Genomic DNA, 17,418 nt, shown 5'->3' on the forward strand with positions numbered 1-17,418 from the left:
GTTTTTTTCTACAGTTCATTTCCATTATCCTGCCTGCTAGTTGAATTACACCACGTACGTTCATAGGTCCATGCAAGCACAACTTCACTAATTGATCAACATGAAGTATCACACGAAACCTTTAATGGAGACGAGAAATGGATGGAGAACTTTTTTTATTTCCTATAGCCATTTGAACGATAATCTGAAGCACGATGATTACAGCCAAACCATAGAATGCTTGAACGAAGCTGCCTGTTGCATCGTGGAGCCAGCCAATCGCTAGCGGCCCAAGCGCTCCGAGAATGTAGCCACCAGATTGGGTCATTGCGGACCAGCTACTAGCTTCTTGAGCATTACTTGTTTCATCAATGGGCAACATCAGTGCAATCGGGAACAGCCCACCCGCTCCAATACCGAGTGGAATCGCCGCGAGCCAGGGGCTAACGGATAGGTTCAGCATCAAGACACCCGTCAACTCTAATATTGCACACCCGACAAGCCAGAATACACGTCTTTGGTAACGATGTACAAGCATCGGAATGAACAAAGTAGAGGGCAGCGATATCAAGGTAAATAAAGTTTGGATTTTGCCGGCAGTCTCTTGGCTATACCCCTGGCTTTGGATTGCTGGCGCAAGCCAAGCGGTCAACGAATAGAAGATCGCTGCCATCAGCCCGAAGAATAATGTCAGCACCCAGGCACGTCTATTGTTCACCGGAAGTGGTGCATTAAGTACACTCGAGATTTTACCGGATTGTCGATCTGTGCGCGCAGACCAGGCTAATCTCAACCAAATCGGCAATGCAATGACTGCCAGTAATGCCCATACAGCCAACGAGCCTCTCCACGAACCACCCAATGTATACTGTAGCGGAACCGATAGTCCCACACTAATGCTGGCCCCCATCACCATCGCTGTAGAGTAAATACCCACCATGGATGCCACTCGGTCAGGGAAGTACTGCTTAATGAAACTGGACAACAGCGGCCCTGCCAATGCAATTCCTACACCGGAAAGAAAAGAAGTGAACATCATCAAAGGAGTTGTACCAACAAACCATCGTAATCCCGTACCTAACCCAATGAGGATTAAAGCCAGAACAATTGCGCCCTCATTTCCCCACCTTCTGCTTAATCGTACGGAGAACGGAGCAAATATGCCCATGCATAATACCGGAAGTGTGGTTAACAAACTGGCGGTAATCCCGCTTATACCCAGATCATTCTGAATGATGCTCATTAGAGGAGAAATGGATGTAATGGGTGGTCGTAAATTCAGTGAAGCCAGGATAAGCGCCAAGACGATATAAAAAAGTTTCATTATGAATCACCTCATGGTAGTAGTATCGCTGCATTCTCCCATGACCCTTTGTTAATAACAGATCTTTGGGCGGTGCACGATTAAGTATAGAATCATTAGAATGATTGAACAATACTATTGTTTCTATTAAAATGATTACTAAAACCAATGATTAGAGGTCATTCATATGGAGATTCGTCAGATGGAAAACTTCATTGCTGTGTGTGAGGAGCTTCATTTTACACGAGCAGCTGAGAAGCTTGGCATATCTCAGCCTACGTTGAGTCAACAAATACGCGCGCTTGAGGATGAACTCGGAGTTCCCTTATTTGACCGAGTCGGCAAAAAGATTGTGATGACTCAAGCAGGAAATCTGTTTTTGGAGCACTGTGTACAGATGATTCGGCATTTACAGAATACCCAGGATGCGTTAGCTGAATTACGCAATGATCAACGAGGTCGGTTGGTAATTGGTGTTCTCCCTTCCGATCTGGACTATCGGCTCACCCCATTGCTCGTGAATTTTCATACGCGATTCCCCAAGGTGCAGCTGAAGCTTATCTCTTCGATCTACGTCTTGAATCAAGTACTAGATAATGAAGTAGACATCGGGATCGAGATCACCTCTGCTCCAGATAATCGGCTTGTACGCATTCCCTTGTGCAGTGAAGAATATGTACTTGTCGTTTCTGAGAATCATGATTGGGCTGAACGAAGCACGATTGGAATCCAGGAACTGCGTAATATCCAAACTGTGATGTTCCCCGAAGGATTTACAGGCAGAGAATTAGTTGATGGCTATTGTCGTAAATATGGATTCAGCTTAGATACGATCATGGAGACCAGTTCGGCAACTTCCATTATTAGCTTGGTGAAAGCCAATGTCGGAGGAACATTGCTGCCTTACCGTTTGATCCAAGCAATGAATGAACCAACATTACGCTGCATCCGAATTACAGACGATCCGCCATATCGTCACTTTGAGATCATTCATCGGTCCGACCGTTTTCTGACAAAATCGGCCAAGTCATTTATTGAGAAAACTATCGAGTATTTCAATTAAAGGTGAGTTGCGAAAGAGATCGCTTCTGCTGCCAGAAGTAGAGTATAGTAGGAATGAAAATATATTAGGAGGCTACAGCCATGTCACAGGAGATTTGGATTAACCTGCCAGTCAAAGATGTTGAGAGGTCAACTGCCTTTTTCAATGAGCTTGGATTCCAAGCGGTGAGTGTTGGGAACGAGAGAGCTAAGCTTGTAATAGGTCAAACAACAATTCTGCTGTTCCCGGATGCGGCGTTTGAGAAATTTACTGGTTCAAAAACCGCAGATACTTCCCATAGCGCTGAAGTAATCTTCTCCATTGGTGCTGAAAGCAGAGAAGAAGTAGATGCTTTTATCCAAAAAGCAGAGTCTGCCGGAGGAAACATCTTTGGCAAGCCAAGTGAAACTGACGGCTGGATGTACGGCGCAGGATTTGCCGACCTGGACGGTCACCGCTGGAATCTGCTGTACATGGATGAGAGCAAAATGCCAAAACGCGAAATTTGAAGCGAAAAGCCAACACCAACAAATCCAAGATATGGTGTAATGATTCGGGCTTATACGTTGATGAAAAGAGCTGGGGAACGGAATGAATAAAGAAAATAGGGACTTCGCTGAACGAGTTCTTAAACATCTTTGTATTGGGGCAAAAATTGATGGTCTTAGATTTGGAGTATCAAGTGGTGCTACTCAAGTTTATTTAACTAAGTATGAAGGCTTCGATGATTTAGCTGGTCAACTGTACCTGAACATTGAATCAAAGTGGACTATATTGGATTCAGTTCCCTCTCAATACCCTAGTAATGAAAGTCAAATTGCAGATGTTTCTGAGGAAGAAAAATACAGTCAGATCATAAAGATGAGACGTGAAAAGATTATAGATATACAATTGGGAGACAGCACTCCACATTTAATTATAAGCTTTGAATCAGGTAGCATACTATTTGTTATTGGTTTTCATGAGAAGTATGAATGTTGGCAGGTGGGAGTAGAATCTGATAACTGGCTAGTTGTTGCATGTCCAATGAATGGAATTGCTACATGGACTTCAAATAAATTTGAATAATAATAAAACACTCCATTGTCAGGAGTGTTTTTTCTTTTATATACAGATATACATTTAATGGTCAAACTGTACTTTGTGTTTGGAAGCATTGAGGTGAAGCGTATTATATATAATCAATGAATTCATTAGTTTTGTTATATCCATAAATTATGATGGAGTCGGTAGTTACTTCACCTGGAACATGTATTTTTTTCAAGATTTGAATTAAATCAGCATTTATCGAGTCATTTTCAGCATGAATTTCTAACCACTCAATAAATTTGTAACCACCATCTGAAAAATGGTAATACCAATCTCCATCCCAAAGGCTGATATAGCCAGTATCAATGTCTTTAATCCTCCATTTGGTTGGAAAGGCATAGTTGAGCATTGCTTGTCTTATTTCTTCCCATTTTGTGTTGTTCATTAAAGGTTTTAGTTCATTTGAATCCATATATTCACCTTTTTCATCCATCAGTACTGAACGTGTTTATTCCACTTCATCATTTTCTCTTGTACAAAACTTCCCGGTAGTTGAATGAAGGCAGCTGATCGCATTGACTGACGGGCTGCCTTATCATGTTTATTGAACTAACGTGTCCCGTTAGCGTAATGCAATCAGTAAAAAACTTACCCATACCTACGGTTCACCACTTTGGTTGAAGCGGTGAATTTTGGAGCCACTCTTATATCAACCGAGCACTCATTTTCGGCACGTGACAATTTTCCCAATTAGCTTTTATGAACGCCCGATGCATGAGCGAGCGTGTTGTACTTGAGATAATCATCATATTACTGATCGTCACTCTGCTGTGAATTGTTGTGTTGAGTTCACACCCTCCACAACTTGGCCGCTAGACAGATAGTAATCTCTTTGCACTGAACCGTCTGTTTTGGTGCTGTTGACCACAAAGACCTGGCCTACTTCTATCGGCATCAGATAGTTATCGTAAGGAAGATAATTGTCCACCAGTGGAAGGTCTTTGATATCTTCATAGGCGTCCTCCAATCGCCAAAATTCTCGATAGGCGTAATCCTTGAACCCGTTCAAATCCTGCTTACCAAAATAAGATGCTGCATATTCCTTGCCCTGTAAGGAGATGTAATCTACTCTGGATGGCTCAATATCTTTAGCAATCCAACTTAGGTTCTCAGAATAAATGTTATCGCCATAATGCTCCTGTAATTGATTGCCCATACAAGGGATGGATTGGGTCTTATAGTCCATTTCATCAAGCCCGGTATGCGCTGAGCCGTAAATGCCCATAACGCTCTCATTGCCCAACTTCTCAAATTCGCGAATAAAGTTTTCCGTCATCGTGTCTTCCCGATATACGCCGTCTTCTTTGCTGTAAAAAACACGGCCTTGCCGGATCGCTTCCATTGTTAAAGTATACTTCTCCGATTCTCCCAGATCGTTTGCCACAAGATAAGATAAATAGCGGCTCCCGGTAGTTTCATATTGATGCCCGATGTCTGTGCCGTGGAAAATCGTCTCCGGACACTCGCTCTTTATTTTTTTGTAGAACTCTTTGACATCAGGGTTGTGACTACGTGTCCGTTCCCAATCATCATAAATCTCCTCTAAAATATCATCATTGTCCGACTGCATCCATAGATTCAAGTATTCGGCGGTAAAATAGGGCAGCTCGACGAATAAGTGCCTCATGCCCTCGTTATGGTAGTATTGAGACCACAATTTATATTCCTTGTCAAATATCTTGGCTACGCCGTGTGCTTCACCGTACAGATAAATGCTGCCCGATGCTTGCGCTACCACAGGTACATCCTTGGTCGGCTGCGCAGACTTGCTTGCTGTCTTGCCTGCGGTGGAATTATCGCAGGCAGTAAGGCTACTGACCACAAGTATAACGATCAGGGCAAGCAGCAAAGGGTATACAAGCATCATTTTCGCTTTTGCTACGAAGATGAGATTACGGTCATTCATAAACTAAGATCAACCTTTCATATACATTTATAAATCCATAATTTGGTATTCCCTAGCTGTTGCAAGATTTCCTGCTATCTCATCTTCAATTCTATATAGATTAAGGGAAAATGTGTCCTTTAGCGCAACGAAGGTAGCCGTTCATATAGACCAGCTACCTTCGTTTTAGATTAAGCTATTGTTTCCCGTTAGTTCAATAGAATCAACAGTTTCAGTCCGATGGTATCCTCTTGTCTATGATTCAAGCCACCACTTTTAATCCCATGATAAAATACTTATAAATCCCACTATAGCCAAACGGCCAAAGCGGATATAATCTTACTCTAAATTACTGGAGGTAGCGCTCCATACTCGGCCCACTGCTCTTTTGTCGGACCGTAAAGATCCGGCACACGAAGGCCTGCCTGACGCATCAGTACTGTCATCTGACCACGATGATGAATCTCATGCTTTACGAGAATTTCCAGCATTAAGCCGTTTGGCCATTGATCACCATACATATCGCTCATGATAAGCAGATTCTCATCTTTCCAACTGGACTGTATAGCATCAAGGAGCGCTTGTGAGGTCCTCTTATAGACTGACGCGATGTCTGCTGCCGAAGCTGGCACCGGCATATCTTCGCCCGGTCCTTCGAAAGACAGTCCCGTCCGAGATGGCATTTCGTGCAACGTCTGTACAAGGTGCCATGCAACACGTCCAAGCGTTCTATGATCGCTTGTTATCTGTTGGCCAAGAGACTCGTCCGTCAGCATCTCCAGTGTCCGCATTGTTGCTTCCGTTTCATTCTGCCAAGTTGCGGCAAAATCTTTAATGTGTTTATACATATCCAACATCTCCTTTTTGTAATGGAATCAAGTTTATTGTACCGAACATTAGTTCGCAAGTAAATATTTACATTTACTTAAACTACCCCCGTTAACCAAACGAAGCTGCCGAAAATCATTGTGCTAATCCCGAAATGTAATTAACTACGTATGGTTAATACTTTTGATCATTTTGTTTACGCTAGCCTGCCTATTAGCTTAATAAAAAGAGCAGGATACCGAAGCACTTGCTTATCAATGTAATGTATTATTCAACTATCGTATCCCGTTAGCTCAACCGTTATTTATGATACGGCTCACCGTAGTATATCTAAGCATAAATTAGAGTTTGACCAAACTTTACATATTCATGTATAAAGCGAAAACCACTCCTTTACTATGGAGTGGTTTCTTAGAACCTCGCTTTTTCGCACTATCATTCTCAATGGAGTCGACTACGCATTTGTATCCAACATTGCTGGAATATTTATTTCTTTTACACAAGAGGCTTTGGAAAGGTTCATTAAGCATTTAACTAAAGAAACAATATCTTGAAGAGGAATCTGTGTACCGCCATACGCAGACAAGACTTTCTCAATTCCATCTTCCAATGGAATTTGGGTTGCAATTTCACCAGGATTTATACAAGTCACACCGATCCCATACTTTTTTACATGCTCCCTTATAGAATTTCCAATACCACGCAAACCGAACTTAGAAGCTACAAATGAAACTTGCGTAAAATCATTATGTTCAAGACCTGCCGTAGAACCAATTAAGAAAATTTTTGCGTTATCTGACTTTTTTAGATTCGGTAAAAGCTTCTGTATGCAGGTAATAGCTGAAGTAACATTTACATTAATGATGTTGACGATTTCAGCTGGGTCATCTTTTTCAAAATCATAGTCATCCCTGAAGCCTTTGCTCTCCCATATCCCTACATTATATATTAATACGTCTATTGTAACGTCATTTACTGTATTCGCAATCAGCTTGCTTGCATCAGATTTCGCTAAATCAGCCTCAATCCAATATTTCTGTACACCATCTTCAAGATTTAAATTGTTAGGATAAGTTCTAGAAACCACCCAAACACGATCACCTTTTTCTGGCAATCCTTTGAAGAATGCCTCACCTAATCCTTTACTTGCTCCGAAGATAATAAAATTCCTCATAAGTTATCCTTTCGATATGATTTATCTCTGCATTTAATCATTAAATTCACAGTGAATGCTGAAAATCATTCAATATAAGAATCACCAAGAACATTGAATTTTTATATGACGCTTCCCTCACCAATGAATTTATACTTACTTATAATACGGTTATGCATGATTATGTTCAACTATCCTGCCCGTTAATTGAATAAAGACAGCCGATCCACTGATCGGCTGCCTTATGTCATCATTTAGCTATCGCTATTCGATAGTTTAACAATCAAGATTTCTGCACGCCGTGACCACTCATCTAATGTCTATGCTCAAGGATGTTGATAAGTTTGCCAAACGGGTCGCGGACATAGAATCGCCGAACACCCCAAGGCTCATCAACAAGCCCATATTCTATCGGAAATCCAGCTTTCTTCATGCTTTCAAATGTAGCATCGACATCATCGACTTCAATTGATAGATCAGGCGTAGGCGTTTCTGAGCCACCCTGTGAGGCAAAACTAATCTGAATGCTCATCTCCTCGTCTAAACCATAAGTTCTAATCCAACCATGATCCATCATTAAATCAAGACCGAGCACATCCTCGTAGAAGCATTTAGCTGCCGTGAGATCCTTCGTGTTTATATTGGCGACGATTCGTTTGACCTTCATTTCAAACCTCCCAGACAGAAGTAGATTATCCTTGAATATAGAATGCATTCAACATATAACAGTTAATTCTAGCCTCGACGTTCCTGACCTTTATTTATCCATATTTAGCTGCGGAGGCTCACCGAGCAGAAAACACCCGAAGAACTGGCATTAAGTCTGGTTACGAAATCTCCGTACTAACCACCTCAACACAAGAAGCACCACGATTCCGCAAATGGTATAACTGATTGGGCGAATAAATTGCTCAACGATACCCCAGTTGTCACCTAAGCGGTATCCCAGATAGATCAAAGCTAAGTTCCACGGGATACAGCCGAGTGCTGTAAATGTTATGAATCTCCAAGCTTTCATTCCAGCAACCCCTGCGGGCAGTGAGATAAAAGTACGAATAAAGGGCAACATACGAGTAAAAAATACGGTACTCTCGCCATAACGCTCGAACCAACGCTCCGATTGCTCCAAATGATGCTCATTCAGGAGAATATATTTTCCGTATTTCTCTAATAACCGGCGTCCACCAGCCTTACCAATATAATAGGCAATGATGGAACCCAGTAGGTTTCCGAATATCCCAGCAACAGCAACTTCCATAAAAGTAAGCGAGCCTTGCGCAATCAGCCAGCCACCGCTGAGCATAATCACCTCACTGGGAATGGGGATACAGGCACTCTCTAGAATCATCCCTAACCAGATGCCCCAAATACCCATAGAATTAACAAGGTGAAGCGCGGATTCAGATATCCACGTAAATAGTTGATGCATGAGTGTTCACTCCGCTTCATAAATTTTACTATTCCTTAAGAAAGTCTCGTTATAATTGAACAAAAAACGGGGGGAAAACAAAATAATGATGAAATTCAATATACACAAATTTTTGTATGGCATATTCGTTATAGCCGCTATCTTGCTGATGTTCCCTAAATTTTCTTACAATGATCCCGATACCTTCTGGCATATAGAGCTAGGACAATATATGATCGGGCACGGACAAGTTCTACATCATGCCATACATACTTTTTACGGAGATAAGCTGCCCTACGTCCCTCATGAATTCGGATTCCAGCTGCTCGTTGCCCCGCTTTATGCAGCTTTTGGATGGCCGGGTGTGTATATTTTGACCGCTGTATGCTTGTTCTTTTTAGTGCTCGGATTGCTTCGGCTGGGTAAGGTTTCACGCAAAGAACTGGGACTTCAAGAAGACCATGTTCTCCTGCTCCCTTTTGTGCTGCTAATTTCTTGCTGGATTTATTATAATTATTTCAAAGGCCGTCCACAGATGATCTCTTCGTTTATGATTGTCTGGTTTTTCGTATATTTACGTGAATATCAAATGAGTTCTCAAAAGAAATATGCCGCTGCGATGATTGCTCTTTCTATTGCCATTGCCAATTTCCATGCAGGAGTATGGCTTGTAATTGCTGTATTTACAGGGATGGCTCTGCTTGAATCCTTGATCCAAAAAACGCTGAATGGGCGTAAAATCATAGTCTTCAGTCTCGTCTGGTTCGTTGGCATTCTAAATCCAGGCGGCGTAAAAAGTCTCTTGTTTATTTTGACAGTTACGAAAAAGAACTTTAACCTGCTGATCAATGAATGGCAGCCGATTCGGTTCAATAGCTTGGAGAACTTGCCCATCTTACTATTGCTTTTGTTCTTTGCCTGCACACTTCCTTTTGCACTCCAGCGTAAACCGTTCCGTTTTTTTCTTATGCTTGGGATTCTATACCTCGGTGTATCAAACTTCAAGCAAAACCTATTTATGTGGCTGTTCATCCCCTATTTTGCGGCTGTATTTTTTGATGCGCTTCCTGAGTTCACCAAAACAGGTATTCTAGTCCGACAAAGTACATTACGAGGGTTACTGGCAGTTGGCCTGCTGCTAAACATTGCTTATCTATTCCTTGTACCACCAGTTATTGACGCCAAAAAATATCCTATAGATGAAATGGACTATATTCTGCAGCATACATCTGAAGGTACACGTCCGAAAGTTCTCGCACACTACGGTTCATCCGGCTATGTCATGTTTCGAGGGGGAGATGTGTTATGTGATGGCAGACAAGATCCCTTCGTGACAAAAGATTCTCTTGGCGTATTGGGTTGGACTGCTTTTGAACGCTCGATGCACGGATTCTCTGAATACCTTCCCGAGATCGTTAATTACGATCAGCCCGATTATGTAATTACGAGCAAAAAGGTCTCCTATAAACTACTCAAGGAATGGACACAAAAATTCGGTCAGCCCGTATTTACAGGGACCTATGGCAGTGTCTTCTCGTTTATCCCAGAGTGATGATCCGGCTCGTTAATTCCTCACTCTGTAGAACGCAAAAAAACGCTGACCTGAGGCAATCTAGCCAATAGTCACCATCCGCAATTAAGTATTCTGATTAATAACATCCGTATGGTAAGGATATACATAATTACGACAAATAAGAAAAATAAGTTAGTAAAATATCAAATCTAGCGTTGATTGTTCCTAAATTGTATAGTATTTTATGGAAGAAAGGTAATTTAAAAGAAGGGAGGAATTAAAAATGGACAAGATGTGTATGGAAATGATGATGAACATGTGTATGGATGATATGATGTCTAAGATGAACTGTATGAAGATGGGCATGGAAAAAATGTCTGAAATGGGCATGATGGATATGAACATGGATATGATGATGAAAAAAATGCAGGACTGCGATGAAATGATGACTATGTGTATGACAATGATGCGCGAAGGAATGCAAATGTCTAAGTAGCCTATAGACCATCGTAAGTTTGGCAGAGCAGACTAACTGCATGCCTTTTTTTATTTTCTATTTATTATTACAATGTGAGCTTAAATTATATCCTGATATATCTACTCTGAATCTTCTTCGATAGATTAATCCGTTCCTGCTTTAACTCCCAGATTTTCTCTTTCCACCGGTACTGCTCTACTGGATCCCCACTTTCCCTCAGCTTATTAAATAAATCCATTAATATTGCATTTATATCGTCGAATTGAATCCACAGCTCTTTCACACTTTGTTCTGTTGTCTCAGCATGAGAAGCCTTGCTCAGCTTATTCAAACGGTCTATGATGTCAGCTTGCCACTGTCCATCGTTAATTGCTTTGGCGTAGTTTAAAAGATCCAGATAATCATCGACAGACATTTTCACCGACTCCTTATTCTGTGTATACCCAGTATTATACTCGGCATTATAGAAATTGCAATAGTCTATCTGTAGAAAAGGCATCTTCTCAGATGCCCCCGCAATGTTATTCCCAATCCGTTACTGGATTTTCCCGCCTTCAACGACAAGCTCATCAGTATATCCTTCACCGTAAATTTCATTTAAGGTTTCTTTGTAGGCTTGATGGATAAATTGTTCTTTACCAAGGGTATCAAGTTCTGTATTAATCCAGTCCAGCAATTCCTTATTCCCCTTTGCCACTGCTGGAGCTATTGTATCCTGACCCCCGAAAGCAGGAATGCTGACCGTAAATCCAGGATTTGATTTAGCCCAAGCAATGAGTTCTGTATTATCGTTAGCGATTGCCGCCCCCCGACCATCTTTAAGCGCTGCAAAAATCTCGGTGTACTGATCGAATTTGAGCAATTCAATATCCGGATATTCTTTGGTAAAATAGGTTTCCGCTGTCGTACCTTTAGCTACAATGAGCTTTTGCTTGTTCCCTTTTAATTGATCAATGGAAGTGATTGGAGCACTGTCTGGGGATACGATCCCAAAGGATAATTTCATGTACGGATTAGCAAAATCCACTTTTTCTTTTCTTTCCTCGGTGACCGTAAAGTTAGCCATAATGATATCAACCTTACCGGATTCAAGATAAGCCACGCGGCTGGCAGCATCAACTAACACAAATTCAACCTTCGAGTCATCCCCTAGCAGATCCTTGGCAAAGCGTTTGGCAATATACACATCAAATCCTTGGTTTTTACCCTCAGCGTCCACATAACCAAAAGGTGGTTTGTCTGCAAATACACCGATCTTAATCTTCCCTTTCTTCTTTAGCTGTTCAATAGAAGTGAATTTAGAAGATGCTGAGTTTCCGTTGTTATCCGAACTATTTCCGCAAGCAGCCAATCCCATCAATAATATACTTACACCTACCAGCATCGTTAGCCATTTCAAACTTTTCTTCATTTCTCTTCCTCTCCTATTTCTATAATTTTTCGTACTGAAATATATCCAGAAAATGCTGGGCACGTTCTGTCGCAGGGTGGGTAAAAAATTGTTGCGGGGCAGCGATCTCACATATCTTGCCTTGATCCATAAACACGATCCGATCCCCAACCGATTTGGCAAACCCCATTTCATGAGTCACGATGATCATCGTCATTCCTTGCTGAGCAAGCCCTAAGATCACATCAAGCACTTCCCGAACCATTTCCGGATCCAAGGATGCTGTCACTTCATCAAATAACATAATCTCCGGATTCATACATAAAGCTCTTACTATAGCTATTCTCTGCTTTTGTCCACCGGAAAGCTGGCGTGGATAGTCCAGTTTACGCTCAAGCAGCCCTACCCGCTCTAAGAGCTGTTCCGCTTGCTGCGTTGCTTCTTTAAGCTCTCTCTTTTGTACTTTCAGAGGGCCTAGAAGAATGTTATCCATAACCGTCATATGCGGGAATAACTCATAATTTTGAAAGACCATTCCGATATGCTGCCTAACTTCACGCCAATCTACAGCAGCCCCCGCGAGGTTCTGCCCACGATATTGTATCGCCCCTTCCTGAACCGGTTCCAAACCGTTAAGACAACGCAGGAACGTACTTTTTCCACAGCCAGAGGGACCGAGAATAACGATTACTTCTCCTTTTTCGACCTGCAATTCAATGCCGTCCAGAACCTTTCGCTCTCCAAAATATTTGTGTAATTGTGTAACCTCCAGCAGGAGTTCTCCGGAATCTGCCATTACAACCGTTCCTTCCTAAGCCTTAATTTTGCCATCTGCTTTCAACTTTTTTCGAAAGTCTGGATAACGGAAAACATACAGAAAAATATAATATAAAGATAAAGCCGTATACCCAGAATGAAGCGGTGGGCGCTTTTATCACGCCGAGTTCAATGATCTGCTGCCCGATCTTTACCACCTCAATCACTCCAATCAGCACCACCAGTGATGTTGTCTTGATCATTCGTGTGGCAAGATTAATCATTCCCGGCAGCATTCTGCGTACAGCCTGCGGGATCAAAATATGCCGATAAAGTTGACTGCTGCTCAGACCTAGCGCCCTGGCAGATTCCACCTGATGTTTTGGCATAGATTGCAAAGCTCCACGAACAAGATCGCCAATTTCCGCAGCTCCCCATAAGCTGAACACCAATATAGAGGTAGCCTCCCCGCTGATATCGATATGAAGTAATGGAGAGAAACTGAAATGTACTACATACAGCCACACTAGAATCGGAATAATTCTAAAGGTCTCCAAATAAAGACGTAATATAAACCTTAATGGCCTCGATCCCAGCGTCCGGAGCAATCCCATAACGATCCCTAATAACGTACCGATTCCAATAGAGAGAAATGAAATTTCAATCGTTACAAGTAAGCCCCCTAATAATCGTTCGAAATTAGAACCTTCAAAAAGCACCTCAATCCCCGAATTCTGCATATCTCACCTTCCTTTCCACCCAAGTCAATAAAAGCGATAAGGGCAGGACTAACACCAAATAGGCGAGTACCAGAAGGAGCAGAGACTCCGCTGTTTTGTAATGCATGCCGATCAAGTCTTTTGCCACATTCATCAAATCCATTAAAGCAATGGCACCTACAATAGAGGTCTCCTTCAGCAGAAAGATCGCATTTGCCCCTAAAGAAGGAATACTTATCGCAAAGGCTTGGGGAAAAATAACATATCTGACCAGCTGCAGCTTAGACAGTCCAATGCTCTGACCTGATTCAATCTGCGATTGGCTAACTGCCTCGAACCCACTTCGAAAAGCCTCCGTCATATAGCTCCCGCCCAAAAATGTCATGCCTACAATCGCACAGGTCATTTCACTAAAGTGAATTCCGATCTTAGGTAAGCCATAGTAAAGAAAAAAGAGCTGCACAAGTAAAGGGGTGTTCCGTGAAAGCTCAATGTAGATCTTAATAACATCACTGACGATTTTGACCTTATAGTACAAGACGATACTGAACAGTAATCCAATAAGGAGTGAGAATACAATAGCTAACAACGCTAGCTTCACTGTCAGCCACATCGCCTCACCATAAAGCGGCAAACTCTCGTAGATAAACTCCCAGTCTAAATTCATATCTGAGTAACCCGATCCCCTTTTCTTAATTTCTAATAATTATCAAAATCTTACATTAAACCTTACGCGTGGTGATATGATTTTATTCATACTATTCCAAGTAAATAACTACGTTTTAAAACTCTTGTATAGTAGTCCACAAAAAAAAACCGCTAAGAGATTAGTCTTAGCAGTTTCTTTGTCCTATAGGATAAACCTTGCCCCACCCTAACATCCCACTACCAATAGCCTCGGATGCCGGTCTGCAAGCGGATCAACGCTTCCAAATAATAATAATCTCCCCAAATCATATGACCATCAGGCACACGTCCACCTCTCACATGATAAGAACCATGCTTTAGAAGTCCCTCTGCTTCCCGATTTCCAGATGTCGCATAATCTTCCACTAGGGATTTCATACTACGGTGTAAAGCAACTTCATAAATGGCCCGGTCCGGATCGTCTACGCCTAGGTGATCGAGCAGTTCCAAAAGACCGGCTGCCGCAATCGCCGAAGCCGAGCTGTCGCGAGGGGTATCCGCTCCCACTGGCACATCGAAATCCCAATAAGCCACACTATCCTCCGGTAGATGGCTGATAAAATAATCCGCTAGGCTCTTAGAAGTCTTAAGAAAATCCTCATTCTGCGTATAGCGATATGCCAGAGCAAAACCGTATATTCCCCAAGCTTGACCACGTGTCCAGGTCGATCCGTCCTCATAACCTTGATGTGTTCCTCCACGAATTGCATTTCCGGTAGCCGGATCAAAATAAAAAGTATGGTAAGAGGAGGCATCCCCACGCACAAGAAATTTCCGGCTCTTAAACGCATGTTCGAGCGCTATTTCATAATAGCGCTTATCTCCTGTTTCCTCAGCTGCCCAGAATAATAGAGGTAAATTCATCAAGCAGTCAATAATGATACGTCCCGCATTCTCCGGGTCACTCTCCAGTCCCCAGGCCTGAAGAATCCCTGCTGGTTCACGCCAGCGCTTGCACAGCGTGTCCGCAGCTTGCAGACCGACAGCTCGCGCCGCTTCGCTGCCCGTTATTTTCCACTCCGCTACTGCGGTCAGTGTATACAAGAAACCAATGTCATGATGGTCCAGGGCGATGTGCTGATCCAGACGATGCTTGAAGTCCCCTAACCAAGAGGCTGCCGCCTCCTTATAGCATGAATCCTTACTATATTCATAAGCAAGCCACATCATCCCAACATAGAAACCCTCTATCCAGTCGTCGTTGTCTCCCCATTCGTACTGTTGCCCCTCAGCGATATGAGGCAGTTTGCCCGGATGGTTAGCCATATTGCTCCCAACTTTGTGAATCGCATCCTCAATAGCCTTATTCCACATCTTTGTTTCTCCCTCCCCTTAAATCAACAGTATGCAAAAGTGTATCGTTACTAGGTTCGTATACAGCAACCCTTCCGTCCGAGTGCCATTGAATAAGCGGCGGTGAAGCAAGACTTGCCTGGTTCTCTGGAGTATTCGTCGCTCCGAAGACAGCAGATATCAATACTTGCTCTCCCGGTTCCAGTCTGGAGCACAAGCTCGGAAGAAGTGTCCGCGGCTTCAGCAGATTGGTATTCGGCTCGGGATATACGCACTCTCCCCGATCAAAGCCGCATAGCCTATGTATGGCACTGATTCCCCAGGGCAGCTGTACCGAAATAGCAGTGTTTGATACCTTAATGATTTCCCGTTCACTGTGCGAGAAGCCAGCTGACTGGCCAATGGCAAATCCACCCTCCGCTACATCCAGCCGCCGGGCAGTATGAATGCTATGAACACGAACATGCCATAGACCTGCCGGAATAATCCATGTCTCCACATGTACATCACTCCAGGGATGCCAGCGGGAATATACATAGCTGTCCCCGATTTCCCAGGTCTCGCAGAATCTGCGTACCCGATAGTGTTCATCACATTCGCATAGTGCGAGTGTAGAATCGTAAGCGCCTTGAACCAACCCGTAACCCGCTTTCGGGACACTAAAGCCAAACAGAGTGGAATATGCAAATTTAGAATATTTGGCTGCACTATGGGCCATATCAAAGTTAGCCATCTGTCCAGAGGTATAGGCAATAACCTGCCTGTTTCCTTCCGGACGACTCACAAGCATTCGCGCCTCTTGGAGAGCCCGTACCTCTTTCAAAATAGGCAACGGCTCTTCCTCCGCCTGCCAAAAAGGATGATCATCTGGCAAGGCAAGAATAAGCATAGCTTTAAAGGCCCAATACGGAGATCCGGGGGCGTTGTAGTTCTCTGTCATGACTAGATTCGGATAAGCATATCCGATGCTAAGCAGTCCGTCTAATCCCATAATAGGTTGTTCAAACCACCAACGAAAATGGCGCATAATGATTCCTTTAAGAACGCCATATGAAAAAGGAACCATATCTGCATACACCAGCGCACTCCAGAATGAAACCTGTGCAAAACGATAGGTCAGGCTACGACCAAAAGGAAGTGCGCTTCCGTCCTCAGCGAACCAATAAATGAAATCCTCGGCAAATCGTGCGGATCTTTCCCGATAAACAGCAGCTCTCTGAGGATCATCATCCGCCATCAGCTTAGCGTATATCAGCGTATAATAATGCATAGCAAAAGCAATATAATAGTCCCTCTGATCGGTCAATCCATCGGAATACCAACCGTCACCAAGATAGTAATTATCGATCTGCGCTAGATAATCATCCATTATGCTCTGATCATAAGGTAATCCGACTTTCTTGAAGCCCACATTCACAAGAACCGTGAACATCAGCCAGTTATTCGGATTGGAACGATCCACATGATTAATCTGATTTAGCCAGTTATATACATTCATTTTCTGCGTGTCGCTCAGCGGCTCCCACATTTTATGTGGTGCAAGAGCAAGCCCCAGTCCCAACACGGCCTGCTCTACCATACGCTGATCTTTGGTAGTAAATTGCCCCCAATATTCTTCATGCTCCGGGTCTGTTCCGTTGATGATCCCTTCCAGAAACATCGGCCAGAGTGCACTTTCCCCTCCACCGCTGGCATGGGGAACAAGGCCCCATAGAGGACGGGCGAAAGCTTCCATAAGCGCTGTAGCTTCATTGTAAATCGATCCTGTAGCGCCCATATTAATTCCTGCACAACCAGAGGTAAATCTGCGCTCCAGTGGAGTATATAGTTCATTTAGGAACATCTGTAATTCATTTTTAGTGCCCTTTATTCCCACAGCAATGTTTCCTCCTGTC

19 protein-coding genes are annotated in these 17,418 nt (G+C 43.0%); 5 read left to right on the forward strand and 14 right to left on the reverse strand.

Features of this window, described 5'->3' with window-relative positions; translation table 11 throughout:
- Nucleotides 1–121: 121 nt before the first annotated feature.
- Nucleotides 122–1,303 (reverse strand): MFS transporter, encoded by a 1,182-nt coding sequence (locus tag MKY54_RS22745; protein ID WP_076277410.1) that lies wholly within the window; start codon nucleotides 1,301–1,303, stop codon nucleotides 122–124.
- A gap of 181 nt (nucleotides 1,304–1,484) precedes the next feature.
- Between MKY54_RS22745 and MKY54_RS22750 the strand changes: the two genes are divergently transcribed.
- From MKY54_RS22750 to MKY54_RS22760, 3 genes are all read left to right on the forward strand, one after another.
- Nucleotides 1,485–2,345 carry a LysR family transcriptional regulator gene (locus tag MKY54_RS22750; protein ID WP_339188036.1) on the forward strand — a complete coding sequence of 287 codons (861 nt, stop codon included), beginning with the start codon at nucleotides 1,485–1,487 and terminating at the stop codon, nucleotides 2,343–2,345.
- 80 nt (nucleotides 2,346–2,425) lie between these two features.
- A complete protein-coding gene (locus MKY54_RS22755) occupies nucleotides 2,426–2,833 on the forward strand; it encodes a VOC family protein (protein WP_076279218.1) in 408 nt (135 codons plus the stop codon).
- A gap of 82 nt (nucleotides 2,834–2,915) precedes the next feature.
- On the forward strand, nucleotides 2,916–3,392 hold the full coding sequence (locus MKY54_RS22760; RefSeq protein WP_076194765.1) for a hypothetical protein: 477 nt from the start codon (nucleotides 2,916–2,918) through the stop codon (nucleotides 3,390–3,392).
- 103 nt (nucleotides 3,393–3,495) lie between these two features.
- Here MKY54_RS22760 and MKY54_RS22765 read toward each other — a convergent pair whose 3' ends face one another.
- From MKY54_RS22765 to MKY54_RS22790, 6 genes are all read right to left on the reverse strand, one after another.
- On the reverse strand, nucleotides 3,496–3,846 hold the full coding sequence (locus MKY54_RS22765; protein WP_218640935.1) for a DUF6678 family protein: 351 nt from the start codon (nucleotides 3,844–3,846) through the stop codon (nucleotides 3,496–3,498).
- Nucleotides 3,847–4,173: 327 nt separating this feature from the next.
- Nucleotides 4,174–5,319, reverse strand: a complete 1,146-nt coding sequence (locus MKY54_RS22770) for a hypothetical protein (protein WP_139332058.1) — start codon at nucleotides 5,317–5,319, stop codon at nucleotides 4,174–4,176.
- 323 nt (nucleotides 5,320–5,642) lie between these two features.
- Nucleotides 5,643–6,146 (reverse strand): DinB family protein, encoded by a 504-nt coding sequence (locus MKY54_RS22775; RefSeq protein ID WP_076218439.1) that lies wholly within the window; start codon nucleotides 6,144–6,146, stop codon nucleotides 5,643–5,645.
- Between the two features lie 434 nt (nucleotides 6,147–6,580).
- The gene (locus tag MKY54_RS22780) at nucleotides 6,581–7,300 is read right to left on the reverse strand and encodes an SDR family NAD(P)-dependent oxidoreductase (RefSeq protein WP_076130262.1); all 720 of its coding nucleotides are present in this window, start codon (nucleotides 7,298–7,300) and stop codon (nucleotides 6,581–6,583) included.
- Nucleotides 7,301–7,592: 292 nt separating this feature from the next.
- Complete coding sequence (locus MKY54_RS22785) at nucleotides 7,593–7,946, reverse strand: VOC family protein (RefSeq protein ID WP_076186911.1); 354 nt, start codon at nucleotides 7,944–7,946, stop codon at nucleotides 7,593–7,595.
- 150 nt (nucleotides 7,947–8,096) lie between these two features.
- Entirely contained in the window at nucleotides 8,097–8,708 is a 612-nt protein-coding gene (locus MKY54_RS22790) for a DedA family protein (protein WP_076130264.1), read from the reverse strand.
- 85 nt (nucleotides 8,709–8,793) lie between these two features.
- Between MKY54_RS22790 and MKY54_RS22795 the strand changes: the two genes are divergently transcribed.
- On the forward strand, nucleotides 8,794–10,239 hold the full coding sequence (locus MKY54_RS22795; protein WP_076218438.1) for a hypothetical protein: 1,446 nt from the start codon (nucleotides 8,794–8,796) through the stop codon (nucleotides 10,237–10,239).
- Nucleotides 10,240–10,483: 244 nt separating this feature from the next.
- The gene (locus MKY54_RS22800) at nucleotides 10,484–10,696 is read left to right on the forward strand and encodes a hypothetical protein (protein WP_038572647.1); all 213 of its coding nucleotides are present in this window, start codon (nucleotides 10,484–10,486) and stop codon (nucleotides 10,694–10,696) included.
- An 85-nt stretch (nucleotides 10,697–10,781) separates the two neighbouring features.
- On the opposite strand, the gene MKY54_RS22805 is transcribed toward MKY54_RS22800, so the two are convergent.
- The 7 genes from MKY54_RS22805 to MKY54_RS22835 form a co-directional block, all read right to left on the reverse strand.
- Nucleotides 10,782–11,093 (reverse strand): hypothetical protein, encoded by a 312-nt coding sequence (locus MKY54_RS22805; RefSeq protein WP_076277430.1) that lies wholly within the window; start codon nucleotides 11,091–11,093, stop codon nucleotides 10,782–10,784.
- Between the two features lie 120 nt (nucleotides 11,094–11,213).
- Nucleotides 11,214–12,089, reverse strand: a complete 876-nt coding sequence (locus MKY54_RS22810; protein WP_076130267.1) for a cysteine ABC transporter substrate-binding protein — start codon at nucleotides 12,087–12,089, stop codon at nucleotides 11,214–11,216.
- A gap of 19 nt (nucleotides 12,090–12,108) precedes the next feature.
- Complete coding sequence (locus MKY54_RS22815) at nucleotides 12,109–12,864, reverse strand: amino acid ABC transporter ATP-binding protein (RefSeq protein ID WP_076134604.1); 756 nt, start codon at nucleotides 12,862–12,864, stop codon at nucleotides 12,109–12,111.
- A 22-nt stretch (nucleotides 12,865–12,886) separates the two neighbouring features.
- Entirely contained in the window at nucleotides 12,887–13,564 is a 678-nt protein-coding gene (locus MKY54_RS22820) for an amino acid ABC transporter permease (RefSeq protein ID WP_076130269.1), read from the reverse strand.
- Complete coding sequence (locus MKY54_RS22825; protein WP_076186917.1) at nucleotides 13,545–14,210, reverse strand: amino acid ABC transporter permease; 666 nt, start codon at nucleotides 14,208–14,210, stop codon at nucleotides 13,545–13,547. The genes MKY54_RS22820 and MKY54_RS22825 overlap by 20 nt, the downstream gene beginning before the upstream one ends.
- 218 nt (nucleotides 14,211–14,428) lie before the next feature.
- Nucleotides 14,429–15,544 carry a glycoside hydrolase family 88 protein gene (locus tag MKY54_RS22830; RefSeq protein ID WP_076194769.1) on the reverse strand — a complete coding sequence of 372 codons (1,116 nt, stop codon included), beginning with the start codon at nucleotides 15,542–15,544 and terminating at the stop codon, nucleotides 14,429–14,431.
- On the reverse strand, nucleotides 15,534–17,399 hold the full coding sequence (locus MKY54_RS22835; protein WP_256719055.1) for a DUF2264 domain-containing protein: 1,866 nt from the start codon (nucleotides 17,397–17,399) through the stop codon (nucleotides 15,534–15,536). The genes MKY54_RS22830 and MKY54_RS22835 overlap by 11 nt, the downstream gene beginning before the upstream one ends.
- Nucleotides 17,400–17,418: the final 19 nt, after the last annotated feature.

The organism is Paenibacillus sp. FSL P2-0121, assembly GCF_037975345.1.
Taxonomy (GTDB): domain Bacteria; phylum Bacillota; class Bacilli; order Paenibacillales; family Paenibacillaceae; genus Paenibacillus_AQ; species Paenibacillus_AQ odorifer.

Bases quoted from the DNA above. Each gene is read 5' to 3' on its own strand.
- MKY54_RS22785 (WP_076186911.1), bottom strand. From the start codon at position 7,946: ATGAAGGTCAAACGAATCGTCGCCAATATAAACACGAAGGATCTCACG.
- MKY54_RS22795 (WP_076218438.1), top strand. From the start codon at position 8,794: ATGATGAAATTCAATATACACAAATTTTTGTATGGCATATTCGTTATA.
- MKY54_RS22820 (WP_076130269.1), bottom strand. From the start codon at position 13,564: ATGCAGAATTCGGGGATTGAGGTGCTTTTTGAAGGTTCTAATTTCGAA.
- MKY54_RS22750 (WP_339188036.1), top strand. From the start codon at position 1,485: ATGGAAAACTTCATTGCTGTGTGTGAGGAGCTTCATTTTACACGAGCA.
- MKY54_RS22800 (WP_038572647.1), top strand. From the start codon at position 10,484: ATGGACAAGATGTGTATGGAAATGATGATGAACATGTGTATGGATGAT.
- MKY54_RS22760 (WP_076194765.1), top strand. From the start codon at position 2,916: ATGAATAAAGAAAATAGGGACTTCGCTGAACGAGTTCTTAAACATCTT.
- MKY54_RS22810 (WP_076130267.1), bottom strand. From the start codon at position 12,089: ATGAAGAAAAGTTTGAAATGGCTAACGATGCTGGTAGGTGTAAGTATA.
- MKY54_RS22770 (WP_139332058.1), bottom strand. From the start codon at position 5,319: ATGAATGACCGTAATCTCATCTTCGTAGCAAAAGCGAAAATGATGCTT.
- MKY54_RS22815 (WP_076134604.1), bottom strand. From the start codon at position 12,864: ATGGCAGATTCCGGAGAACTCCTGCTGGAGGTTACACAATTACACAAA.
- MKY54_RS22830 (WP_076194769.1), bottom strand. From the start codon at position 15,544: ATGTGGAATAAGGCTATTGAGGATGCGATTCACAAAGTTGGGAGCAAT.
- MKY54_RS22765 (WP_218640935.1), bottom strand. From the start codon at position 3,846: ATGGATGAAAAAGGTGAATATATGGATTCAAATGAACTAAAACCTTTA.
- MKY54_RS22780 (WP_076130262.1), bottom strand. From the start codon at position 7,300: ATGAGGAATTTTATTATCTTCGGAGCAAGTAAAGGATTAGGTGAGGCA.
- MKY54_RS22790 (WP_076130264.1), bottom strand. From the start codon at position 8,708: ATGCATCAACTATTTACGTGGATATCTGAATCCGCGCTTCACCTTGTT.
- MKY54_RS22745 (WP_076277410.1), bottom strand. From the start codon at position 1,303: ATGAAACTTTTTTATATCGTCTTGGCGCTTATCCTGGCTTCACTGAAT.
- MKY54_RS22825 (WP_076186917.1), bottom strand. From the start codon at position 14,210: ATGAATTTAGACTGGGAGTTTATCTACGAGAGTTTGCCGCTTTATGGT.
- MKY54_RS22755 (WP_076279218.1), top strand. From the start codon at position 2,426: ATGTCACAGGAGATTTGGATTAACCTGCCAGTCAAAGATGTTGAGAGG.
- MKY54_RS22805 (WP_076277430.1), bottom strand. From the start codon at position 11,093: ATGTCTGTCGATGATTATCTGGATCTTTTAAACTACGCCAAAGCAATT.
- MKY54_RS22775 (WP_076218439.1), bottom strand. From the start codon at position 6,146: ATGTATAAACACATTAAAGATTTTGCCGCAACTTGGCAGAATGAAACG.